Here is a 17,465-nt window from a genome sequence, read left to right as displayed (position 1 = left end):
CAGGACAACCGCAACGCGTACGCTTGTCCTGCCTGCCCGGACCCAGGGTCAGGCGGTCGCCATTCCCAGCGCCCTCTGGCGCTGGGTGAGAAAGGCAACCACAGCCAGCCCGATGCCACCAAGATCGGTCCAGACACCGCCCTCGATCATCAGCAACGCGGCGACGATCAACAGGATACGGGTGGGCCACGGTGCCGAAACCCGGGCGAACCAGCCCAGCACGCCGCCCGACAGGATGTAGACCCCGAAGGTGGCGGTAACCAGCGCCCGCGCGATCTCCAGCCACTCGGCTTCCATCAACAGCGCACCATTGTAGAAGAACATGAAGGGCACGATGAAGGCCGCAATACCGATGCGGAAGGAGGCGACCGACGTTTCCATGGCGTTGGCGCCGGAAATACCCGCGGCCGCATAAGAGGCCAGGGCTACCGGTGGGGTAATGGCGGACACAACGGCGAAGTAGAACACGAAGAAATGCGCCGTCAGTGGCTCGATACCCAACTGGACCAGACCCGGCGCAACGACGGATGCAGCCACCGCATAAGCGGCCGTGGTCGGCATGCCCATGCCCAGCAGGATGGAAATGAACATGGCGAAGACCAGCGCCAGCAGGTTACTGGCGGCAGCGACATCCAGAAGCAAAACCGAGAAGCGCGCGCCAACGCCCGTCAGGGAAATCACCCCGACGATCACCCCGGCGGCGGCACAGACCACGATGATCTGAATGGCCATGTAGGACGCAATTTCCAGGGCCCTCAGAATCGAAGCAATGCCCATCTTGTGCGGCGAAATCCAGCTCACGACCGCCGCAGACACGGTGGCCAGGGTACCTGCCCGAATCACGGAGTAACCCTGGAACAGGGCCACGATCAGGATGACGATCGGCACAAACAGGTACGCCTGTTTCGCCAACCGCTTCAGGTTCGGCAGCTCGTCTTCGCGCATGCCACGCATGCCAAGCTTCTTGGCCTCGAAATCCACCATGAAGTAGACCGACGCGAAGTACAGGATGGCCGGGATGATCGCGGCAATGGCAATTTCGGTGTAGGGAATGCCAGTGATCTCGGCCATGATGAACGCGCCGGCACCCATGATCGGTGGCATGATCTGGCCACCGGTCGAGGCTGCAGCTTCCACGGCGCCTGCGGATTTCTTGCTGTAGCCAACCTTCTTCATCAGCGGGATGGTCAGGGAACCGGTGGAGACCACGTTGCCGGCACTGGTGCCATTGATCATGCCCATCAGGCCGGACGCAAAGATCGCCACCTTGGCAGGCCCGCCCCGGGACCGGCCCGCCGCCGCAAATGCGAAGTTCACAAAGTAATCGCCTACCTTCGAGGCCTGCAGAAAGGCGGCAAAGATGATGAACAGGATAATGTAGGTGGAAGACACGGCCGTGGTCGGCCCGAGGATGCCCGCGTCCGTATAGACCTGGCTGAAGAAGCGCTGGACCGACAGCCCCGGATAGCCGAGAAAGCCCGGCAAGTAGGGACCGGCGAACACGTAGGCCAGGAACACCAGTCCGATCACCACCAGCGCCATACCGGCCACGCGGCGCGTCAGCTCCATGATGAGTGCGGTACCGGCAATGGCCGCAAAGGAAATGCCGATCGGTGCGAACGATGTCCCCGTGGACATCCGCATGCTGGTGTTATAGGCCACGAGAAAATACGCGGCGACCGCCACGGAACACACAATCAGCACCAGGTCAGGCACGCTGAATCGGGCCCGCTCGCGCTGGTGGAACCAGCTCATGATGATGCCGGTTGCGGTGGCAGCCAGCAGTGGCCAGCCAAAGTGCCAGGTTTCGAGTTCGACAGGAATCCGCAGGGTGCCGCCCTGCACCATCTGATAGAACGAATAGGTCTGGTACAGCGCATAGAACGCCGGCACCAGGGCAACTGCACCCATCCAGGTGGTCCAGCGATGACGGGCCGGGCCTTCCTCAGCAGACACAAAGCGGGCACCGGCATACAGAATAAAACCGAGTACCAGGGCGCCGGCTATGTGGACAATGCGGAAAGACCAGGTTTCCAGCGGCGCGATGTTCAGGGTGTAAAGGTGGAACGCTGAATAGGCGATGGCCAGCAGCGTGACGAATTTCAGGAGGCCACCCTCAAACATTCGGCGATTGGCTTCAACCGGCTCTTCATCCACGTCGTGGGCGAGCATGTGATCGTCATCGGGTAAGGCATTCTCTGACGATTGGGTAGAACCGTCTTTGGGATATTGTTCTGTGGTCATGATAAACCCTGCTTACAGACAAACCGGAATCGGCCGTTGGCCGACGGCACCGAGGAGGGCCGCAGGGGCGACCCTCCTCAACGCGATGGTTACTACTTGATCATGCTGTCTTCGATCGGGTAACCGTTCTCGTTGAACCAGCGAGCTGCGCCCGGATGCCAGGGCAGGACGTTGTTCTTGCTGTAGTTCTCGGGAACGGAGTTACGCGCAGCCTTGTGAATGGAGACCATCTTGTCGTTGTTCTCCATGGTCAGCTTGGTGATTTCGTACACAAAGCTTTCCGGCATGTCGCAGTTGACCATGGCGAAGTTCCACATGGACACGACGCGAGACGGCTCGTTCAGGGACTGGTAGGTGCTGGCCGGGATCACGAACTCAGAAACCGGGAAGTTATCAATCACCTTCTTGGCTTCGGCATCGTTCATGCCGATGATGTTCACGTCGGTCTGAACTTCCAGCTGGCTGACCGCGGGGATAGGAATGCCGGCAGCAAACGCCACCACATCAATCAGGCCATCCTGCAGTTGCCCGCCGAGATCGGACCAGCTGCCATTGCGACGCTCAAAATTCACGCCGAGCGTTTCCATCATGCGCGGGAAGTAGGTATCGGACGTAGACCCTGCCGGACCAAAGCCGATGGTGGCGCCATCAGGAATATCGTCAATGGAGGTAATGCCGGAGCTGGACAGTGCGGTCACGGAGAACGGTGTCTCGTACATCGGGAACATGGCGCAGACGTTGTCCATATTCATGCCTGGAGCCAGCGGGCTATTGCCTTCCATGGATTCGCGAGCCGGCCCCATGGTGGTCAGGCCGAATTTCAGGTCACCGGTGTGCACCAGTGCCATATTCTGCATCGGCCCGCCGGTGATTTCGGCACCGCCGGAAATGCCCAGGTTTTCTGCGACAAAGTTGGCCCAACCAGAGCCATAGGCGAAGTAGGTTCCCCCCTGACTTGCGGTGCCCACAGTGAAGCTGTCGGGCCATCCGGACCGGTCCTGGGCAACTGCAGGGTTTGCAACAACGAGAGTAGAGGCGAACGCCGCCGCCATTACAGCTTGGGTTTTCATAGAGAGTGCTCCCCGTTTCATTTTGTTTGTTGGGTGCTTGACGGAGTCATGGTCGACTCCGGTGGTTCTGTAGGAGCAAGGAGCAGACCACTTTCGAAACGTTCTTTTAAAACAGTCAATTACCTAAATCCAGAGGTCATTCCTGCTCAAAAATGGGTGTATTTTCACCCATCCTTTTCTGGGAATGGGTGGAAATACACCCTCAGTTTAGTCACTGAATGGAAAGGTATGGGGAGGGACGATGGGACAGGTGCCGATTACCGACCCTGCAACGTGGCCACTAACCGGCGACCACCGGCGCGATCGCGATGCTCACAGAGATAGATGCCCTGCCAGGTGCCGAGCGCCAGCCGGCCCCGACTGACCGGGAGTGTGAGAGACGGCCCGACCAGGATGCTCTTGATGTGGGCCGGCATGTCATCCGGCCCCTCCGTGACGTGTTTATAATGCGGCGCGTTCTCGGGCACCATCACATTGAAGTGCCGCTCGAGATCGCCGCGTACATCGGGATCGGCGTTTTCGTTGATCGCCAGGGACGCCGACGTGTGCTGGATGAACAGGTGCAGCAGACCCACCTCGCAGTTGGTCAGGTCCGGTGCCTGCGCCAGAACGTCGCGGGTCACCAGGTGGAAACCGCGAGGCAGCGGCGAAAGGTCGACAAACGTTTGATCCCAGATCATGACCTGCTCCCCCATTATTTCTGGTTTTCATCCCATGGATGAACCGGCACGACTTCATCGCCCACATCCGACTCGTAGCTGCTTCGGAAATACTTCATCGCCTTTTCAGCCTCGTTCAGTTCATCGAAACGGGCAACGTGGTAAATGGCCTCGCCCTCGTTTACCAGGGGCAGATTGTTCACGCAGATGACGATACCCGAACACGGCGACAGAACGGCGCTTTCGGATTCCCCGAACGGATCGGCCACCATGGCCAGTTTCTGACCTTTCCGGACCTTTTGGCCCAGCCTCGCGACTGGACGCATGATGCCATCGATGTCCGTGCGAACCCACAGGGAATTGGCGGCGGTCTCGGACCGTTTCCTCGGCGCTCTGGGCCCCCGCTTGGCCGGTATCATTTCCAATTCCCGCATGACCCGGACCACCCCCTTCACGCCACTTGAAATCACGACTTCGTCAAAGCGCAGAGCCTCGCCACCTTCGAAGGTGATGACCGGTATGTCCTGGGAATCCGCGTAGGCACGCAGGCTTCCCTCTCTCAGGCTGGCGTTGATGATGATGGGCGCGCCAAAGGCCTCGGCCATCCGGATGGTTTCGGGGTTCTTCAGCTCGGCCCGTATCTGCGGCAGGTTGAAACGGTGAATCGCCCCCGTGTGCAGGTCGATGATATGGGAGACGTTCTCCATGATCTGGGTGCGCAGCAGGTACGCAATACGGCCGCCCAACGAGCCACTCTCGGTGCCGGGAAAACAGCGGTTCAGGTCCCGCCGGTCCGGCAGGTAGCGGGTACGCTGCACAAAGCCAAAGATGTTGACAATAGGCACAGCCACCAGTGTGCCACGCAGGTGGCGCAGGGCGGAATTCTTGAGCACGCGACGGACAATCTCCACGCCGTTGATCTCGTCCCCGTGAATGGCCCCACACACCATCAACACCGGGCCGGAGCGGCGACCGTGGACCACCTCCACCGGAATGTGCAGTGGTGTGTGGGTATACAACTTGGCGACGGGTACTTCGACCGTCTGACGGGTTCCAGCGCGGATTTCTTGATCGGCAATAACAAACGGCGCCCTTGCAGCCATATCAGCCGCCCCCGCCTTTGGTGCGGGTTTTCCAGGGCTTCTGGTTCTTTTCGGTCCAGTTGATGATCATGCCGGCAATGTTTTTGCCGGTGGCGTTCTCGATGCCCTCCAGCCCCGGCGACGAATTCACCTCCATCACCAGCGGCCCGCGGGTAGAGCGCAACAGGTCCACGCCGGCCACATTCAGCCCCATCGCCTTGGCGGCGGCAATGGCGGTACGCCGCTCCTGCGGCGTGATCCGCACCAACGACGCGCTGCCGCCGCGATGCAGGTTCGACCGGAACTCCCCTTCCGCGCCCTGACGTTTCATGGCGGCAATGACCTTATCGCCAATCACGAAACAACGGATGTCGGCACCCCCGGCTTCCTTGATGAACTCCTGCACAAGAATGTCGGCCTTCAGGCCCATGAAGGCCTCAATCACGCTCTCGGCAGCCTTGCGGGTTTCCGCCAGCACCACACCGATGCCCTGGGTGCCCTGCAGCAGCTTGATCACCACCGGCGCGCCACCCACCATTTTCAGAAGTTCGGGGACGTTGTCCGGCTTGTTGGCAAACCCGGTCACCGGCATGCCCACTCCCTTGCGCGCCAGCAACTGCAGCGAGCGCAGCTTATCCCGGGAGCGAGTGATCGCCACCGATTCGTTCAGCGGAAACACGCCCATCATCTCGAACTGACGCAAGACGGCCGTTCCGTAGAATGTAACGGAGGCGCCGATTCGAGGAATTACCACGTCGTACTCTTCCAGAACCTCTTCGTGATAATGAATCTGGGGTTTGGCCGAGGTGATGTTCATGGAACAGTGAAGACAGTCGATCACCCGCACCTCGTGCCCCCGATTGATGCCCTCTTCGACCAGGCGACGGGTGGAATAAAGGTTCTTGTTCCGCGATAAGACCGCAATTCTCATTTTTCAGTCCTTAGGGCCGGTTCACCGGCGAGGTAAGAAGCTTCGGGGTAAACCAGGGTGCGCCCGGACATCGCGGTACGCCCCAACAACATCCGGAACCGCATGGAGTCCCTGTTGGTCAGTGTCATTTCAATGGGCCAGCTCTGATCGCCCACCACGAGGGTGGTCTCGATCACCAGGCGGATTTCTTTGTGCCCGCCCGAGTCCGACACGTTGCGCTCATCCAGCACCCTGGCGTCGCACTCCACAACATTGTGCATGTCATTCTGGACCGGGTGGACCCAGAACCGGACCCGGCGCTCGCCCTTCTCGGTGTAGGGTTCCGTTCGGAAGGTATGCAGACACGAGGTGCGTGCGCCGGTATCCACCTTGGCCTTGATACGGCTGATATCCAGATCCGGGAGCGCGACCCACTCCCGCCAGCCGAGGCCTAGCTTGTTTTCGTTGGGTTTAGGGGGGATGGATTTGATCACTTCAACGGTCTTCGTCGACATCCAGTGGTTCCTTGTTAACAAGTGTCTCCGGCCCCAGCAGCTGCACACGGAAGGGCTCGGAATGGCTGCCCGCATAGACACTGGTGTGCGGGAAAGGTATCTCGATGTTTTCCCGATCCAGCGCTTTCTTGATCGCTACCATGATACTGCTGCGCCCATCCAGCACTTTGTCCTTGGGTACCCAGAAGGAAAACTGCATATCCACGGACGACGGCCCGAACGCGGTCACCAGCACAAAGGGCTTGGGCTCCTCGAGGCAGACAGGCTCCTGTTCCGCGAGCCTCAACAGCAGAGCTTCGACTCGTTCCACATCTTCAGCGTAGGCAATCCCCACCGTCAGGTCGAGCCTACGAATGGGAAACCGGGACCGGTTCACCACTCGCGTCTTGATCAGGGTCTCGTTGGGAATACGCACGTACAGATTGTCCGGTGTCCGCAACTTCACGCTCAACATGTCGATACCGACCACTTCGCCGATGGTTGCGTCGACTTCGATCACATCGCCAATTTCAAAGGGCTTCTCCACCAGCAAAAACAGGCCGCTGATCATGTTGGACGCGGAGGTCTGGGAAGCAAAGCCGATGGCAACCGTCAGAATCCCTGCCGCGCCAAGGACCACATCCAGCGAGAATCCGGCCTCCCGAAGTGCTGCAATCGCAAACAGCAGGAGGATCAGATAGAACACCAACCGGCGGACCATGACGGTATGGTGGCGGGTACTTCTCTGGGCCATGAACCGGGAGATGCTTCGGGCCGCCAGTGAGGCCAGCACCAGCCCCAGAACCATCAGAAAAATCGAACTGACCCACGTACCCCAGGCGATATTGTTGAACACCGACGCAACGCCAGTTTGTATTTGCTCCAGCAAAACTTCGACTCCCTAGACCGGGCTTACCCGAACATTCGATCAAAAGCCCGGACAAGTCTGCCCCGGGCGATATTTTCGCGGGCCGGCCCCACTCGCCGACATGTGCCGGCCGCCGCCAGCAACGATTGCTCCACACGCAGGCTTGCCGAGTTCATATCCGTTTCGCATTCCACCGTCACGCCGGGCGTCCAAACCTGGCCCCGCTCGTTCAGGTGCAGGGACAGCAGCGGTGTCGGCAGGCTGAACCGTTCCAGCAATAACGGCTCCTCGCGCCGGTTGACGATGGTCACCGGCGTCACCGCACGCCAGGGCCGCTTCGGTACCGCTTCAAGGACCAGACGGGCATAGCTGGAAGAGGAATAACACAATTCCCCCTCCATGGTGTTGCCGCCCACCCACGTCAGCGACGGAATCCCCAGCGGAACCTCAGTCAGCAAAGTCTGCGCCTCGCCAACGCAGATCTTCATCCACAGCACCGTACCGACGTAAATGACGCAGCGACCGTCGGCAGGAATGGTCAGGGACTGGTACGGACGGATCACCGTGGGCAGCGCGGCAACCGCGGGGATAAACGTGACCGTTCCGGAGTCTCCGGAGCGGATAAACCGTTGGAGTGTCACCTCCGATGATGGCAACGTGTGGCCAATGGTTTCGGTCCAGGTCACAGGATCGGTATCCGGCTCCATGGTCTGGGAGCGAACCTGCCATTCCTGGTCCAGCAGCGTCACCCAGAGACGTACCTGACCCAACTGGTGGTACTGGGTCTGCCCGGAAGCCAGGTGATAGGGCTGAGCCCAAACGCCGTCGCGCCGGCCTTCGGTTTCGGATTCCATCTTCGCCTTGTGTCTCCTTGCTGTTCTGCGGGCAATTTGGACTAACTATAATCCAATCATGCCACCTCAGCGAATATCCAAGTCTGTGATTTTATTGAAACACCGGGATGTAATTGCCCGTATGCCCGGACGCGCAACGTGACACAGGACTTCCCATGAGACATCTGGTCTGGTTCCGGAACGACCTCCGGATTGCTGACAACCCTGCCCTTACCGCCGCCTGCAAGGAGGCTTCCGAGTTGCGGGCTTGCTTCGTGGTGACGCCCGAGCAATGGCTGGAACACGACTGGTCCCCGGCGCGGGTGCAGTTTGTGATCGCTCACGCCAACGCGCTGTCGGAGGAACTGGCCAAGTTGGGTATTCCACTGACGTTCATCCGCGCCAGCCGCTTTGACGACAGCATCGACAGGCTTGAACAATTCTGTCGCGACAACGCCATCGGTCGGGTACATTTTAACGAGGAGTATGGCGTCAACGAGCGGCGTCGGGACAAGGCACTGAAAAGCCGGCTGGACGAACAGCACATCGGCGTCTGCAAGTACCGGGACCAGACCGTGGCACCGGTGGGTGACATCCTGACCCAGCAGCAGGAGCCCTATTCCGTGTTCACGCCGTTCTCCCGGCGCTGGCGCAGTTGGGTCGACGACACCCAGCCGGTGGCCTTTCCGATACCGCCGGCCCAGGGCGACCCCGTCCGGCCCGAACGCCTGGACGACATTCCCGAGCCGTTCCGGGACGCGCCGCCGGCCCTGGTTAAAACCGGTGAAGACGCGGCGCACAACCAACTTGAAACGTTCCTGTCCGAGCGGGCCGGCGCCTACAAGAACGACCGGGACTTTCCGGCGATCGACGGCACCAGCCAACTGTCACCCTACCTTGCCAACGGCGTTCTTTCCGGTCGCCAGTGCCTTCTGACCGCCCGCCAGGCCCAGGGCATGGGTGGCAACCAGGAAGGGCTGACGACCTGGATCAACGAAATCGCCTGGCGGGATTTCTACGTCCATATCCTGTACCACTACCCTCGTGTCAGCATGCATCGGGCATTCAAACCGGAGACCGAAGCCCTGGCGTGGAACGAACCGGGCGAGGCATTTGACGCGTGGAAGACCGGGAATACTGGTATTCCCGTGGTAGACGCGGCCATGCGCCAGCTCAATGAAACCGGCTGGATGCACAACCGCCTGCGCATGGTCACCGCCATGTTCCTGACCAAGAACCTGTTCATTGACTGGCGCCTGGGCGAGGCCTATTTCATGTCGAAACTGGTGGATGGCTTCCTGGCATCCAACAACGGAGGCTGGCAGTGGAGCGCCTCGACCGGCACAGACGCCGCGCCGTATTTTCGGGTTTTCAACCCGGTGACCCAGAGTGAGCGATTTGACCCGAAGGGCGATTTCATTCGCCGGTGGGTGCCTGAGCTGGCCAAACTCGACGCCAAACGCATTCACGATCCAGGCAAAGGCGGCGTGATTCCCGGCGGCTATCCGAAACCGATCGTCGACCTGAAGGAAAGCCGGAAGGAGGCTATTGCGAAGTTTCAGGCACTCAAGGACTGAAAGGGGGGAGGCTGGCAGGCTTGTCCAAAACCGTGCGGAGCCATGGATGGCGGAGCCGAGCGTACAGGGATGTATTCACAGCGTGTTCTGGACAAGCCTGCCGGCCTCACCCTGCCCGCAGGCACTGATCATTTAGAGGCGCAAACAGGACATTCCGGATCCCGGGCCAGCTTCATCTCGCGCCACTGCATGTCCCAGGCATCCAGAATCAGAAGCCGGCCGATCAGTGGCCGGCCGACTCCGGAGATCACCTTGATCGCTTCCATCGCCTGGGCTGCCCCGATCATGCCCACAAGGGGCGCGATCACACCGGCCTCCGAGCAGGTCAGGTCCTCGTTGCCCTGCTCAGGGTAGAGGCAGTGGTAACAGGGGCTGGCTTCATTCCGGGAATCGTAAACCGACAACTGCCCCTCACCTCGAATCGCCGCACCGGACACCAGCGGCACGCCGGCGGCAACACAGGCGCGGTTAAGGGCAAAACGGGTGGCGAAATTGTCACTGCAGTCCACCACCAGGCTGGCCTCTTCCACGGCCCGATCCAGGGCATCGCCGTCCAGGCGCTGGTTCAGCGCGGTGATGGAAACCAGGGGGTTGATGCGTCGTACGCGGGCCGCCAGCGCCTCCGCCTTGGAGTCGCCCAGCTCCGACTGTTCGAAACCAATCTGGCGCTGGAGGTTGGCCAGCTCAATGTCATCATCATCCACGAGCGTCATCTGTCCGACACCCGCAGCGCCCAGGTAAAGCGCTACCGGGCAGCCCAGGCCACCGGCACCAAGAACCAGCACCCGGCCGGATTTCAGTTTTTCCTGGCCGGCCACGTCGAATCGGGGCATCAGTATTTGTCGGCTGTAGCGAAGCAGCTCGTCGTCACTGAGCATCTTGGTCTCCTGTTTCCTGATCCGGCAAGGCAGCGCCCTGTGGCCACTGTCCCAGTGTCATACGCTCTTGATTACCGTAGTCCTTCCGGCTTTCAACCGCCACGAATCCGCGGGCACCGAACAGCGCGCGAACCGCTGCAGCCTGGTCGAAACCGTGTTCCACCAGTAACCAGCCTCCTGCCTCAAGCCAGTCCGGGGACTCATTGATGATCACCCGCAGATCGTCCAGACCATCGGCACCGGACACGAGCGCCGAAGCCGGCTCAAAGCGCACATCGCCCTGTGCCAGATGGTGGTCTTCGGCGGCAATATAAGGCGGGTTAGAGACGACCAGATCGAACGGCCCGCCGCTCAAGCCCCGAAACCAGGAACTCTGCGTCACACCGACCAGAAGGCCCAGTTCCCGGGCATTCCGCTGCGCCAGCGCCACCGCCTCCGGCACACAGTCGCAAGCGCTTACCTGCCATTCCCGGTGTTCGCTGGCCAACGCCAGGGCAATGGCACCGGTTCCGGTTCCCAGATCCAGCACCCGGGCCTTGGCCGGCAACGGCAAGGATAGAGCGGCCTCCACCAGGCACTCGGTGTCGGGCCGGGGAATCAGAGTCGACGGGCTGACGTATAAAGGAAGGGACCAGAATTCCTGGTTGCCGAGCAGGTAGGCGATGGGGGTGCCACTCGCCCGTTCGGACACCAATTTTTCGAATCGGCCCGCCTGCTCCGCGGTAATCTCCCGCTCCGGCCAGGCCCGGAAGCTGGTCCGGCTCAGCCCGGTGACATGGCTCAACAACAGTTCCGCGTCCAGCCTAGACGTGTCACTGGCGATTCGGCACGCCGCCTGCTGCAACAGGCTCTCACAGGTCAGTGAGGGTTTACTGGTCATCGGCAAGGGAGGCCAGGAGCTCAGCCTGATGCTCCTGCTGCAGCGGAACAATCACCGCATCCAGATCCCCGGACACGACCTCATCCAGCTTATACAGGGTAAGATTGATGCGGTGGTCGGTGACCCGGCCCTGCGGAAAATTATAGGTACGGATACGCTCGGAGCGGTCGCCACTGCCCACCAGGCTCTTGCGGGTTTCTGCCACGGATTTCTGCTGGCGCTCAATCTCGGCATTCTGCAGCCGGGACGCCAGAAAGCTCATGGCCTTGGCGCGGTTTTTGTGCTGGGAACGCTCTTCCTGGCATTCCACGACAATACCCGTGGGCAAATGGGTTATCCGGATCGCCGAATCGGTCTTGTTAACGTGCTGGCCACCGGCACCCGATGCCCGGAACGTGTCGATCCGAAGATCTCCCTTATTGATTTCCACCGCCTCGGCTTCGTCCGCTTCCGGCATGACCGCCACCGTGCAGGCCGAGGTATGAATCCGACCCTGGGATTCAGTCTCCGGCACCCGCTGAACCCGGTGGGCGCCGGATTCAAACTTCAAGGCGCCGTAGACACCCTCGCCGGCCACCCGGGCAATGATTTCCTTGTAGCCGCCGTGCTCGCCCTCGCTTTCGCTGAGTACCTCTACCTGCCAGCGGCGACGTTCGGCGTACCGGCTGTACATCCGGAACAGGTCGCCGGCAAAAATGGCGGCTTCGTCGCCACCGGTGCCGGCGCGCACTTCCAGAAAGATGCTTTTGCTGTCGTTGGGATCCTTGGGCAGCATCAGGCGCTGCAATTCCTCATCCAGCTCTTCGCTTTTCTGCTCGGCGGCGGCCAGTTCATCGGCGGCCATCTCGCGCATGTCCGCGTCGCTGTCCTTCGCCAGTTCCTTCGCTTCGTCAATATCCGCCAGCGACTGTCGCCAGGCTTCAAAGCAATGCACGATCGGTTCGATCTCTGCAAATTCGCGGGAAAGATCCCGGAACTGGTTCTGATTAGCGATAACGGTGGCATCACTGAGCATTGCACTCACCTCCTCGAAACGGTCAACAAGCTGTTCGAGGCGGGATTGGATTGATGGTTTCATAGTTTTTCCGGGGTGGTCGGCTCGTCTGCTTCCAGAACATCCAGCTGATGCAACTCACGCAGCCATTCAGTCACCTCGGGCCGCCCTTCGGTGGTCGCCTTGCGGACCTGAACCGACGGTTCATGCAGAAGTTTGTTGGTAAGGCCTCGAGCCAGGCTACGCAGAACCGTTTCCGGATCGCCGCCGTTGCGAAGCGTGCGCAGAGCTTTTTCAGTTTCGGTGTCGCGCAGGATTTCGGCGCGCTGACGGAACTGCTTGAGGGTCGACACGGCGTCCAGGGCACGGAGCTGATTCAGGAAATCCTGAACGCCAGCGGCCACCAGGTTTTCGGCCTCCCGGGCGGCTCCCTCGCGGGACCGGATATTCTCTTCGATGACCTGCCGCAGGTCGTCCACCGTGTAGAGATAGACATCCGCCAACGACGCCACTTCCGGCTCGATGTCCCGGGGCACGGCAATATCCACCATGAAATAGGGCCTGTGTTTGCGCTTCTTCAGCGCGCGCTCGACCGCCCCCTTGCCCAGAATCGGCAGGGGGCTGGCGGTCGAGGAGATGATGATGTCGACGTCGGTCAGGTGATCGGGAATTTCCGACAGCAGGATGCCCTTGCCACCGTAGGACTGCGCCAGCCCCTGGGCCCGCTCCAGCGTGCGATTGGCAACCAGAAAGTCTTTCACCCCGGCGTCGGCAAGGTGTCGCGCCACCAGCTCAATGGTTTTGCCGGCACCGATCAGCAGCGCCTTGTTGCGCCCCATGTCCGCAAAGATGTGGTGTGCCATGCTGACGGCAGCGTAGGCCACCGACACCGGGTTTTCGCCGATGGCGGTCTGGGTGCGCACGCGTTTGGCCACCGAAAAAGTCTGCTCGAACAACCGGGACAGAAACGAGCCACTGGCGTCGTTCTCCCGGGCCAGGGCGTAGGCGTCTTTCAGTTGGCCAAGGATCTGGGGCTCCCCCAGAACCATCGAATCCAGCCCCGCCGCTACCCGCATCACGTGCCGGACTGCGTCAGCATCGCGGTGCACATACAGCGACTGCTCCAGCTCAGCGGCATCCAGATCATGAAATCCGGCGAGCCAGCGCAACACCGACGGGGCACAGTCGTCGTCGCCGGCGAGGTAGAGTTCGGTTCGGTTGCAGGTGGAGAGAATGGCTGCCTCGGACGCGCCCGATGCGACCCGCAACTCGGCAAACGCCTCGGCCATGCGCTCGGGCGTGAACGCCACACGTTCACGCAATTCGACCGGCGCGGTGCGATGATTGATTCCGAGCGTTACCAGTGCCATCTCGTGGGTGAACAACCTTATGCAGAAAGGGGTTAATTGCCGCTATTTTAACGGCCAGCGCCCTCCGCTGCCACCCAAATGCCTCAGCGCTTCGGCAAGTGCGGACAGGTTGGGCAAGATCAGACGCTTATGCCATTATAGGGAACCGGCCGAAGCCGAGACCCGATCCAGCTCAACGAATGCGGCTGATTGGCGATTATTTCTGATGCGTTGTCGACAGATTCACGGGAAGTTGCATGCACAAATCCTTACCGTTTTTGGTTAGCTGCCTGATTGGCCTCTCGCTGGCAGGCTGTGCCGGTTTCACGGGCACCAAGGAAGCACCCGAGCCCGAAAAGCCCGCCCCCACGAAGGCTAAAGCGGCCAGTGAAGACAGCATCCAGTACGCTGACTTCGAGCCGGACGTTCTGTACCTCCTTTTATCCGGAGAGATAGCCGCCCAGCGCGGACGCTTTGATGTCACTCTGGTCAACTACCTGAAAGCCGCCCAGAAATCCCGGGATCCGGGCGTTATCGAACGCGCCATGCGGATTGCCCAGTCCCTGAACGGAGATAATGCCCAGAAACAGCTCGCCGATCTCTGGCTCGAAGTCGATCCGGACAATCTCCAGGCGCTCCGGGTATCCGCTATCCAGGCCGTAAAAAGGAACGAACTGGACGTTGCCCTGGGCCACATGGAAAAGATCATGGATCAGGGTGGCGACGCCGACTTCGACAGCCTCGCCGCCATGGCCGGCAACCTGCCGCCGGAAGATCAGCAGGAGTTGCTCACGCTTTATAAGGAGTTGGCGGAGCGGCACACCTACTCCCCCGAACTGGAGTACAGCATTGCCCTGCTCCTGAAAGTGAACGGCGATCCGGGACAGGCCCTGGACCGGCTCGATACGCTGCTTGAGGCCCACCCCAACTTCCAGCCAGCCATCATCCTCAAGGGCGACCTGCTGTATGAGGCTGACGCCAAAAAAGAAGCGCTCGACTACCTGATGGTCAACACCCGCCGCTTCCCGGAAAACCGTCAGATGGGGACGCTTTATGGACGGATGCTGATTGGCGAGGGAGAGCTTCAGGCCGCTCAGGACGAATTCAGTCGTCTGGCCCAGCAATACCCGACCAACCCCGGCCTGAGACTGTCCCACGCGTTGGTGGCACTGGAAAATGGTCAGACCGACCTGGCCAGGCGAGAACTGACTCAACTCATCGAGCAGGGCCAGCACACCAACGAGGCCAACTACTACCTCGGGCGCATTGAGGACGAAGCCGGTAACACCGAGCAGGCGGTTGGGTACTACATGGGCGTGACCCAGGGCAACTACTACTTTCCGGCTCTGGCCCGGACAAGCGCCCTGCTCGCAGAGAATGGCAGGCTGGATGAGGCGGTCACCAACATCCGCAACCTCAAGGACGCCAACCCCGAGCAGGCCGAGAACTTCTGGCTACTGGAAGTAAACCTGCTGCTCGACCAGGGCCAGGAACAGGCTGCCCTGGAAACGGCCACCGAGGCGCTGGCGGAATATCCCGACAACATCCAGATCCGCTACGCCCGGGCCATGTTACTGGACTCCCTGGACAAGCCGGCACGCGCCGAGGAGGACCTCAAACGGATCATCGACGAGGATCCCGGCAACGCGGTGGCGCTCAATGCCCTGGGGTACATCCTGACCACACGGACCGACCGACTGGGAGAAGCTCGCGGCTACATCGAGCGCGCGCTCGCCCTGGACCCGGATAACCCCGCCATTCTCGACAGTATGGGCTGGGTCCTGTTTCAGGAGGGCCAGCTTGAGCCTGCACTCGATTACCTGGCCCGCGCCTGGTCCGCTTACCCGGACCCCGAAGTGGCTGCCCACTACGGCGAGGCCCTGTGGATGAGCGGGGCGGAAGAACAGGCCCGAATCATCTGGAGAGAGGGCCTGGAACAGGACGCCGACCACGATGTCCTTCGCGAGACCATCCAACGACTGACCGACAACGGTGATCTTTGATGGCTGTGCGGTTCCGCGTCTGGTTGACCCTGCCATTACTGGCCTTGCTGGGCGCCTGCACCACCATCCAACTGGAGCCCCTGCCCGAGGGCATGACCGACCAGCCGCCCGCAAGCTGGGCTGAGCGGAGCCAACAACTTACCCGGTTCGACCACTGGCGGCTGATGGGCAAGCTGGCCGTGCGCCAGCCCTCTGACAGCGGCACGGCTTTAATCAATCACTGGATTCAGGACGGCGAAGCCTACGACCTGGCCCTTTCGTCCTCGTTTCTGGGCATGGGCAGCACCACCCTGAAAGGCGTGCCCGGCTTCATCGAGCTGACCCTGCCCAGTGGCGACACCTACCGGTCCGGTGAACCCGAAGCCCTGGTGGAAGCGGCTACCGGATGGCAATTGCCCCTGAACCACCTGGTCTGGTGGATACGGGGCCTGCCCGCGCCGGGCGACGATTTCCGGTTGCTGTTTGATGAACGCAGTCAGCTTGCCATGATTCGACAGGCCGGCTGGGAAATCCGCTATGACCGATGGCAGCAGTTCTTGCCGGACCACCCCGAACTGCCCGCAAAAATCACCGCCCTGAAGGACGACAAGCGGGTTCGCCTGGTGGTCAGTGAATGGAACCGGCACGAGGCAGACCAGTGACCGCCAGCATCACCCTGCCGTCACCGGCCAAGCTGAACCTCTTTCTCCACATCGTTGGTCGCCGGCCCGACGGCTACCACGAACTGCAAACCCTGTTTCAGTTCCTCGACTTCGGCGACGAACTCTCCTTCACCCTGACACCCGAGCGTCCCGGCATTCGCCTGACCGACCCCGTCCCCGACGTGCCGGACGACGAGAACCTGATTGTCCGGGCAGCAAAGGCCCTGGCCGCACGGGCGCCTGGCCCGCTTCCGGGCGTCAGTATTGGCATCAACAAGCGCCTACCGATGGGCGGAGGCCTCGGCGGAGGCAGCTCCAATGCCGCCACCACATTGCTGGCCCTGAACCACCTGTGGCAACTGCACGTCCCGCTGGACGACCTCGCCGAACTCGGACTGACCCTTGGCGCGGACGTTCCCGTTTTCGTGCGGGGCCACGCCGCGTTCGGTGAAGGCGTGGGGGAAAAGCTGACGCCAGCCAGTCCGCCGGAAGACTGGTTCGTCATTTTGAAGCCATCCTGCAACATCAATACTGGCAAGATTTTTTCCGAGGAAGGGTTGACAAGGAACACCCCGAGAATCAAAATAGCGCCCGCTTTTGAGGGAGACGCCTCGAGGTACCGAAACGACTGTGAGGATGTAGTTCGAAAACTGTATCCTGAGGTTAACCGAAGCCTGGAATGGCTTGCACAATTCGGACCTGCAAGATTAACCGGAACCGGGGCTTGCATATTTGGACGTTTCCCGACAGAATCCGCAGCCCGGATTATCTGGGAAAGCAAACCCTCCGGCGTCACGGGGTTCGTAGCTAAAGGGGTGAACAGTTCACCTCTACACAAAAAGCTAACAGAGCTGAAATGATGCCAAAAAAGCACGATACTGGGGTGTCGCCAAGTGGTAAGGCAACGGGTTTTGATCCCGTCATGCGCAGGTTCGAATCCTGCCACCCCAGCCACCTTTCTCCCGCTTCTTCTGAATCAAACG

General features: G+C 60.7%; 16 protein-coding genes and 1 tRNA gene. 5 read left to right on the top strand and 12 right to left on the bottom strand.

Annotated features, from left to right (window positions below; translation table 11 throughout):
* Positions 1-48: 48 nt before the first annotated feature.
* The 8 genes from KXD86_RS15020 to KXD86_RS14985 form a co-directional block, all read right to left on the bottom strand.
* A complete protein-coding gene (locus tag KXD86_RS15020) occupies positions 49-2,244 on the bottom strand; it encodes a TRAP transporter permease (RefSeq protein WP_218636969.1) in 2,196 nt (731 codons plus the stop codon).
* A 92-nt stretch (positions 2,245-2,336) separates the two neighbouring features.
* Positions 2,337-3,314, bottom strand: coding sequence for a TAXI family TRAP transporter solute-binding subunit (locus tag KXD86_RS15015; protein ID WP_218636968.1), 978 nt, complete (start codon positions 3,312-3,314; stop codon positions 2,337-2,339).
* 257 nt (positions 3,315-3,571) lie between these two features.
* Positions 3,572-3,994, bottom strand: a complete 423-nt coding sequence (locus KXD86_RS15010) for a secondary thiamine-phosphate synthase enzyme YjbQ (RefSeq protein WP_218636967.1) — start codon at positions 3,992-3,994, stop codon at positions 3,572-3,574.
* Between the two features lie 14 nt (positions 3,995-4,008).
* The gene (locus tag KXD86_RS15005; protein ID WP_218636966.1) at positions 4,009-5,076 is read right to left on the bottom strand and encodes a succinylglutamate desuccinylase/aspartoacylase family protein; all 1,068 of its coding nucleotides are present in this window, start codon (positions 5,074-5,076) and stop codon (positions 4,009-4,011) included.
* 1 nt (position 5,077) lies between these two features.
* Positions 5,078-5,986 (bottom strand): 30S ribosomal protein S6--L-glutamate ligase, encoded by a 909-nt coding sequence (gene rimK / locus KXD86_RS15000; protein ID WP_218636965.1) that lies wholly within the window; start codon positions 5,984-5,986, stop codon positions 5,078-5,080.
* The gene (locus KXD86_RS14995) at positions 5,983-6,480 is read right to left on the bottom strand and encodes an ATP-dependent zinc protease family protein (RefSeq protein WP_218636964.1); all 498 of its coding nucleotides are present in this window, start codon (positions 6,478-6,480) and stop codon (positions 5,983-5,985) included. Before KXD86_RS14995 ends, rimK begins: the two co-directional genes overlap by 4 nt.
* On the bottom strand, positions 6,461-7,348 hold the full coding sequence (locus KXD86_RS14990; protein WP_218636963.1) for a mechanosensitive ion channel family protein: 888 nt from the start codon (positions 7,346-7,348) through the stop codon (positions 6,461-6,463). The genes KXD86_RS14995 and KXD86_RS14990 overlap by 20 nt, the downstream gene beginning before the upstream one ends.
* A 23-nt stretch (positions 7,349-7,371) precedes the next feature.
* The gene (locus KXD86_RS14985) at positions 7,372-8,181 is read right to left on the bottom strand and encodes a DUF432 domain-containing protein (protein ID WP_218636962.1); all 810 of its coding nucleotides are present in this window, start codon (positions 8,179-8,181) and stop codon (positions 7,372-7,374) included.
* A 155-nt stretch (positions 8,182-8,336) separates the two neighbouring features.
* On the opposite strand from KXD86_RS14985, the gene phrB reads away from it, so the two are divergent.
* A complete protein-coding gene (phrB, locus tag KXD86_RS14980; RefSeq protein WP_218636961.1) occupies positions 8,337-9,737 on the top strand; it encodes a deoxyribodipyrimidine photo-lyase in 1,401 nt (466 codons plus the stop codon).
* A gap of 128 nt (positions 9,738-9,865) precedes the next feature.
* Here phrB and KXD86_RS14975 read toward each other — a convergent pair whose 3' ends face one another.
* The 4 genes from KXD86_RS14975 to hemA are packed head-to-tail and all read right to left on the bottom strand — an operon-like array spanning position 9,866 to position 13,859.
* The gene (locus KXD86_RS14975; RefSeq protein WP_218636960.1) at positions 9,866-10,615 is read right to left on the bottom strand and encodes a HesA/MoeB/ThiF family protein; all 750 of its coding nucleotides are present in this window, start codon (positions 10,613-10,615) and stop codon (positions 9,866-9,868) included.
* Entirely contained in the window at positions 10,605-11,495 is an 891-nt protein-coding gene (gene prmC / locus KXD86_RS14970) for a peptide chain release factor N(5)-glutamine methyltransferase (protein ID WP_218636959.1), read from the bottom strand. Before prmC ends, KXD86_RS14975 begins: the two co-directional genes overlap by 11 nt.
* Positions 11,485-12,573 carry a peptide chain release factor 1 gene (gene prfA / locus KXD86_RS14965; RefSeq protein WP_218636958.1) on the bottom strand — a complete coding sequence of 363 codons (1,089 nt, stop codon included), beginning with the start codon at positions 12,571-12,573 and terminating at the stop codon, positions 11,485-11,487. The genes prmC and prfA overlap by 11 nt, the downstream gene beginning before the upstream one ends.
* Positions 12,570-13,859, bottom strand: coding sequence for a glutamyl-tRNA reductase (gene hemA, locus KXD86_RS14960; RefSeq protein ID WP_218636957.1), 1,290 nt, complete (start codon positions 13,857-13,859; stop codon positions 12,570-12,572). Before hemA ends, prfA begins: the two co-directional genes overlap by 4 nt.
* Before the next feature lie 236 nt (positions 13,860-14,095).
* Here hemA and KXD86_RS14955 point away from each other — a divergent pair, with 236 nt between their 5' ends.
* The 4 genes from KXD86_RS14955 (at position 14,096) to KXD86_RS14940 (ending at position 17,436) form a co-directional block, all read left to right on the top strand.
* Positions 14,096-15,841 carry a tetratricopeptide repeat protein gene (locus KXD86_RS14955; RefSeq protein WP_218636956.1) on the top strand — a complete coding sequence of 582 codons (1,746 nt, stop codon included), beginning with the start codon at positions 14,096-14,098 and terminating at the stop codon, positions 15,839-15,841.
* Complete coding sequence (gene lolB, locus KXD86_RS14950; protein WP_218636955.1) at positions 15,841-16,482, top strand: lipoprotein insertase outer membrane protein LolB; 642 nt, start codon at positions 15,841-15,843, stop codon at positions 16,480-16,482. Before KXD86_RS14955 ends, lolB begins: the two co-directional genes overlap by 1 nt.
* Positions 16,455-17,342 carry a 4-(cytidine 5'-diphospho)-2-C-methyl-D-erythritol kinase gene (gene ispE, locus KXD86_RS14945; RefSeq protein ID WP_218636954.1) on the top strand — a complete coding sequence of 296 codons (888 nt, stop codon included), beginning with the start codon at positions 16,455-16,457 and terminating at the stop codon, positions 17,340-17,342. The genes lolB and ispE overlap by 28 nt, the downstream gene beginning before the upstream one ends.
* A 19-nt stretch (positions 17,343-17,361) precedes the next feature.
* A tRNA-Gln gene (locus tag KXD86_RS14940) sits at positions 17,362-17,436 on the top strand.
* Positions 17,437-17,465: the final 29 nt, after the last annotated feature.

Source organism: Marinobacter arenosus, assembly GCF_019264345.1.
In the GTDB taxonomy this organism is placed as follows: Bacteria; Pseudomonadota; Gammaproteobacteria; order Pseudomonadales; family Oleiphilaceae; genus Marinobacter; species Marinobacter arenosus.
Note: the sequence above shows the minus strand (reverse complement) of the source record. Positions and strands in the feature narration are given on the sequence as shown.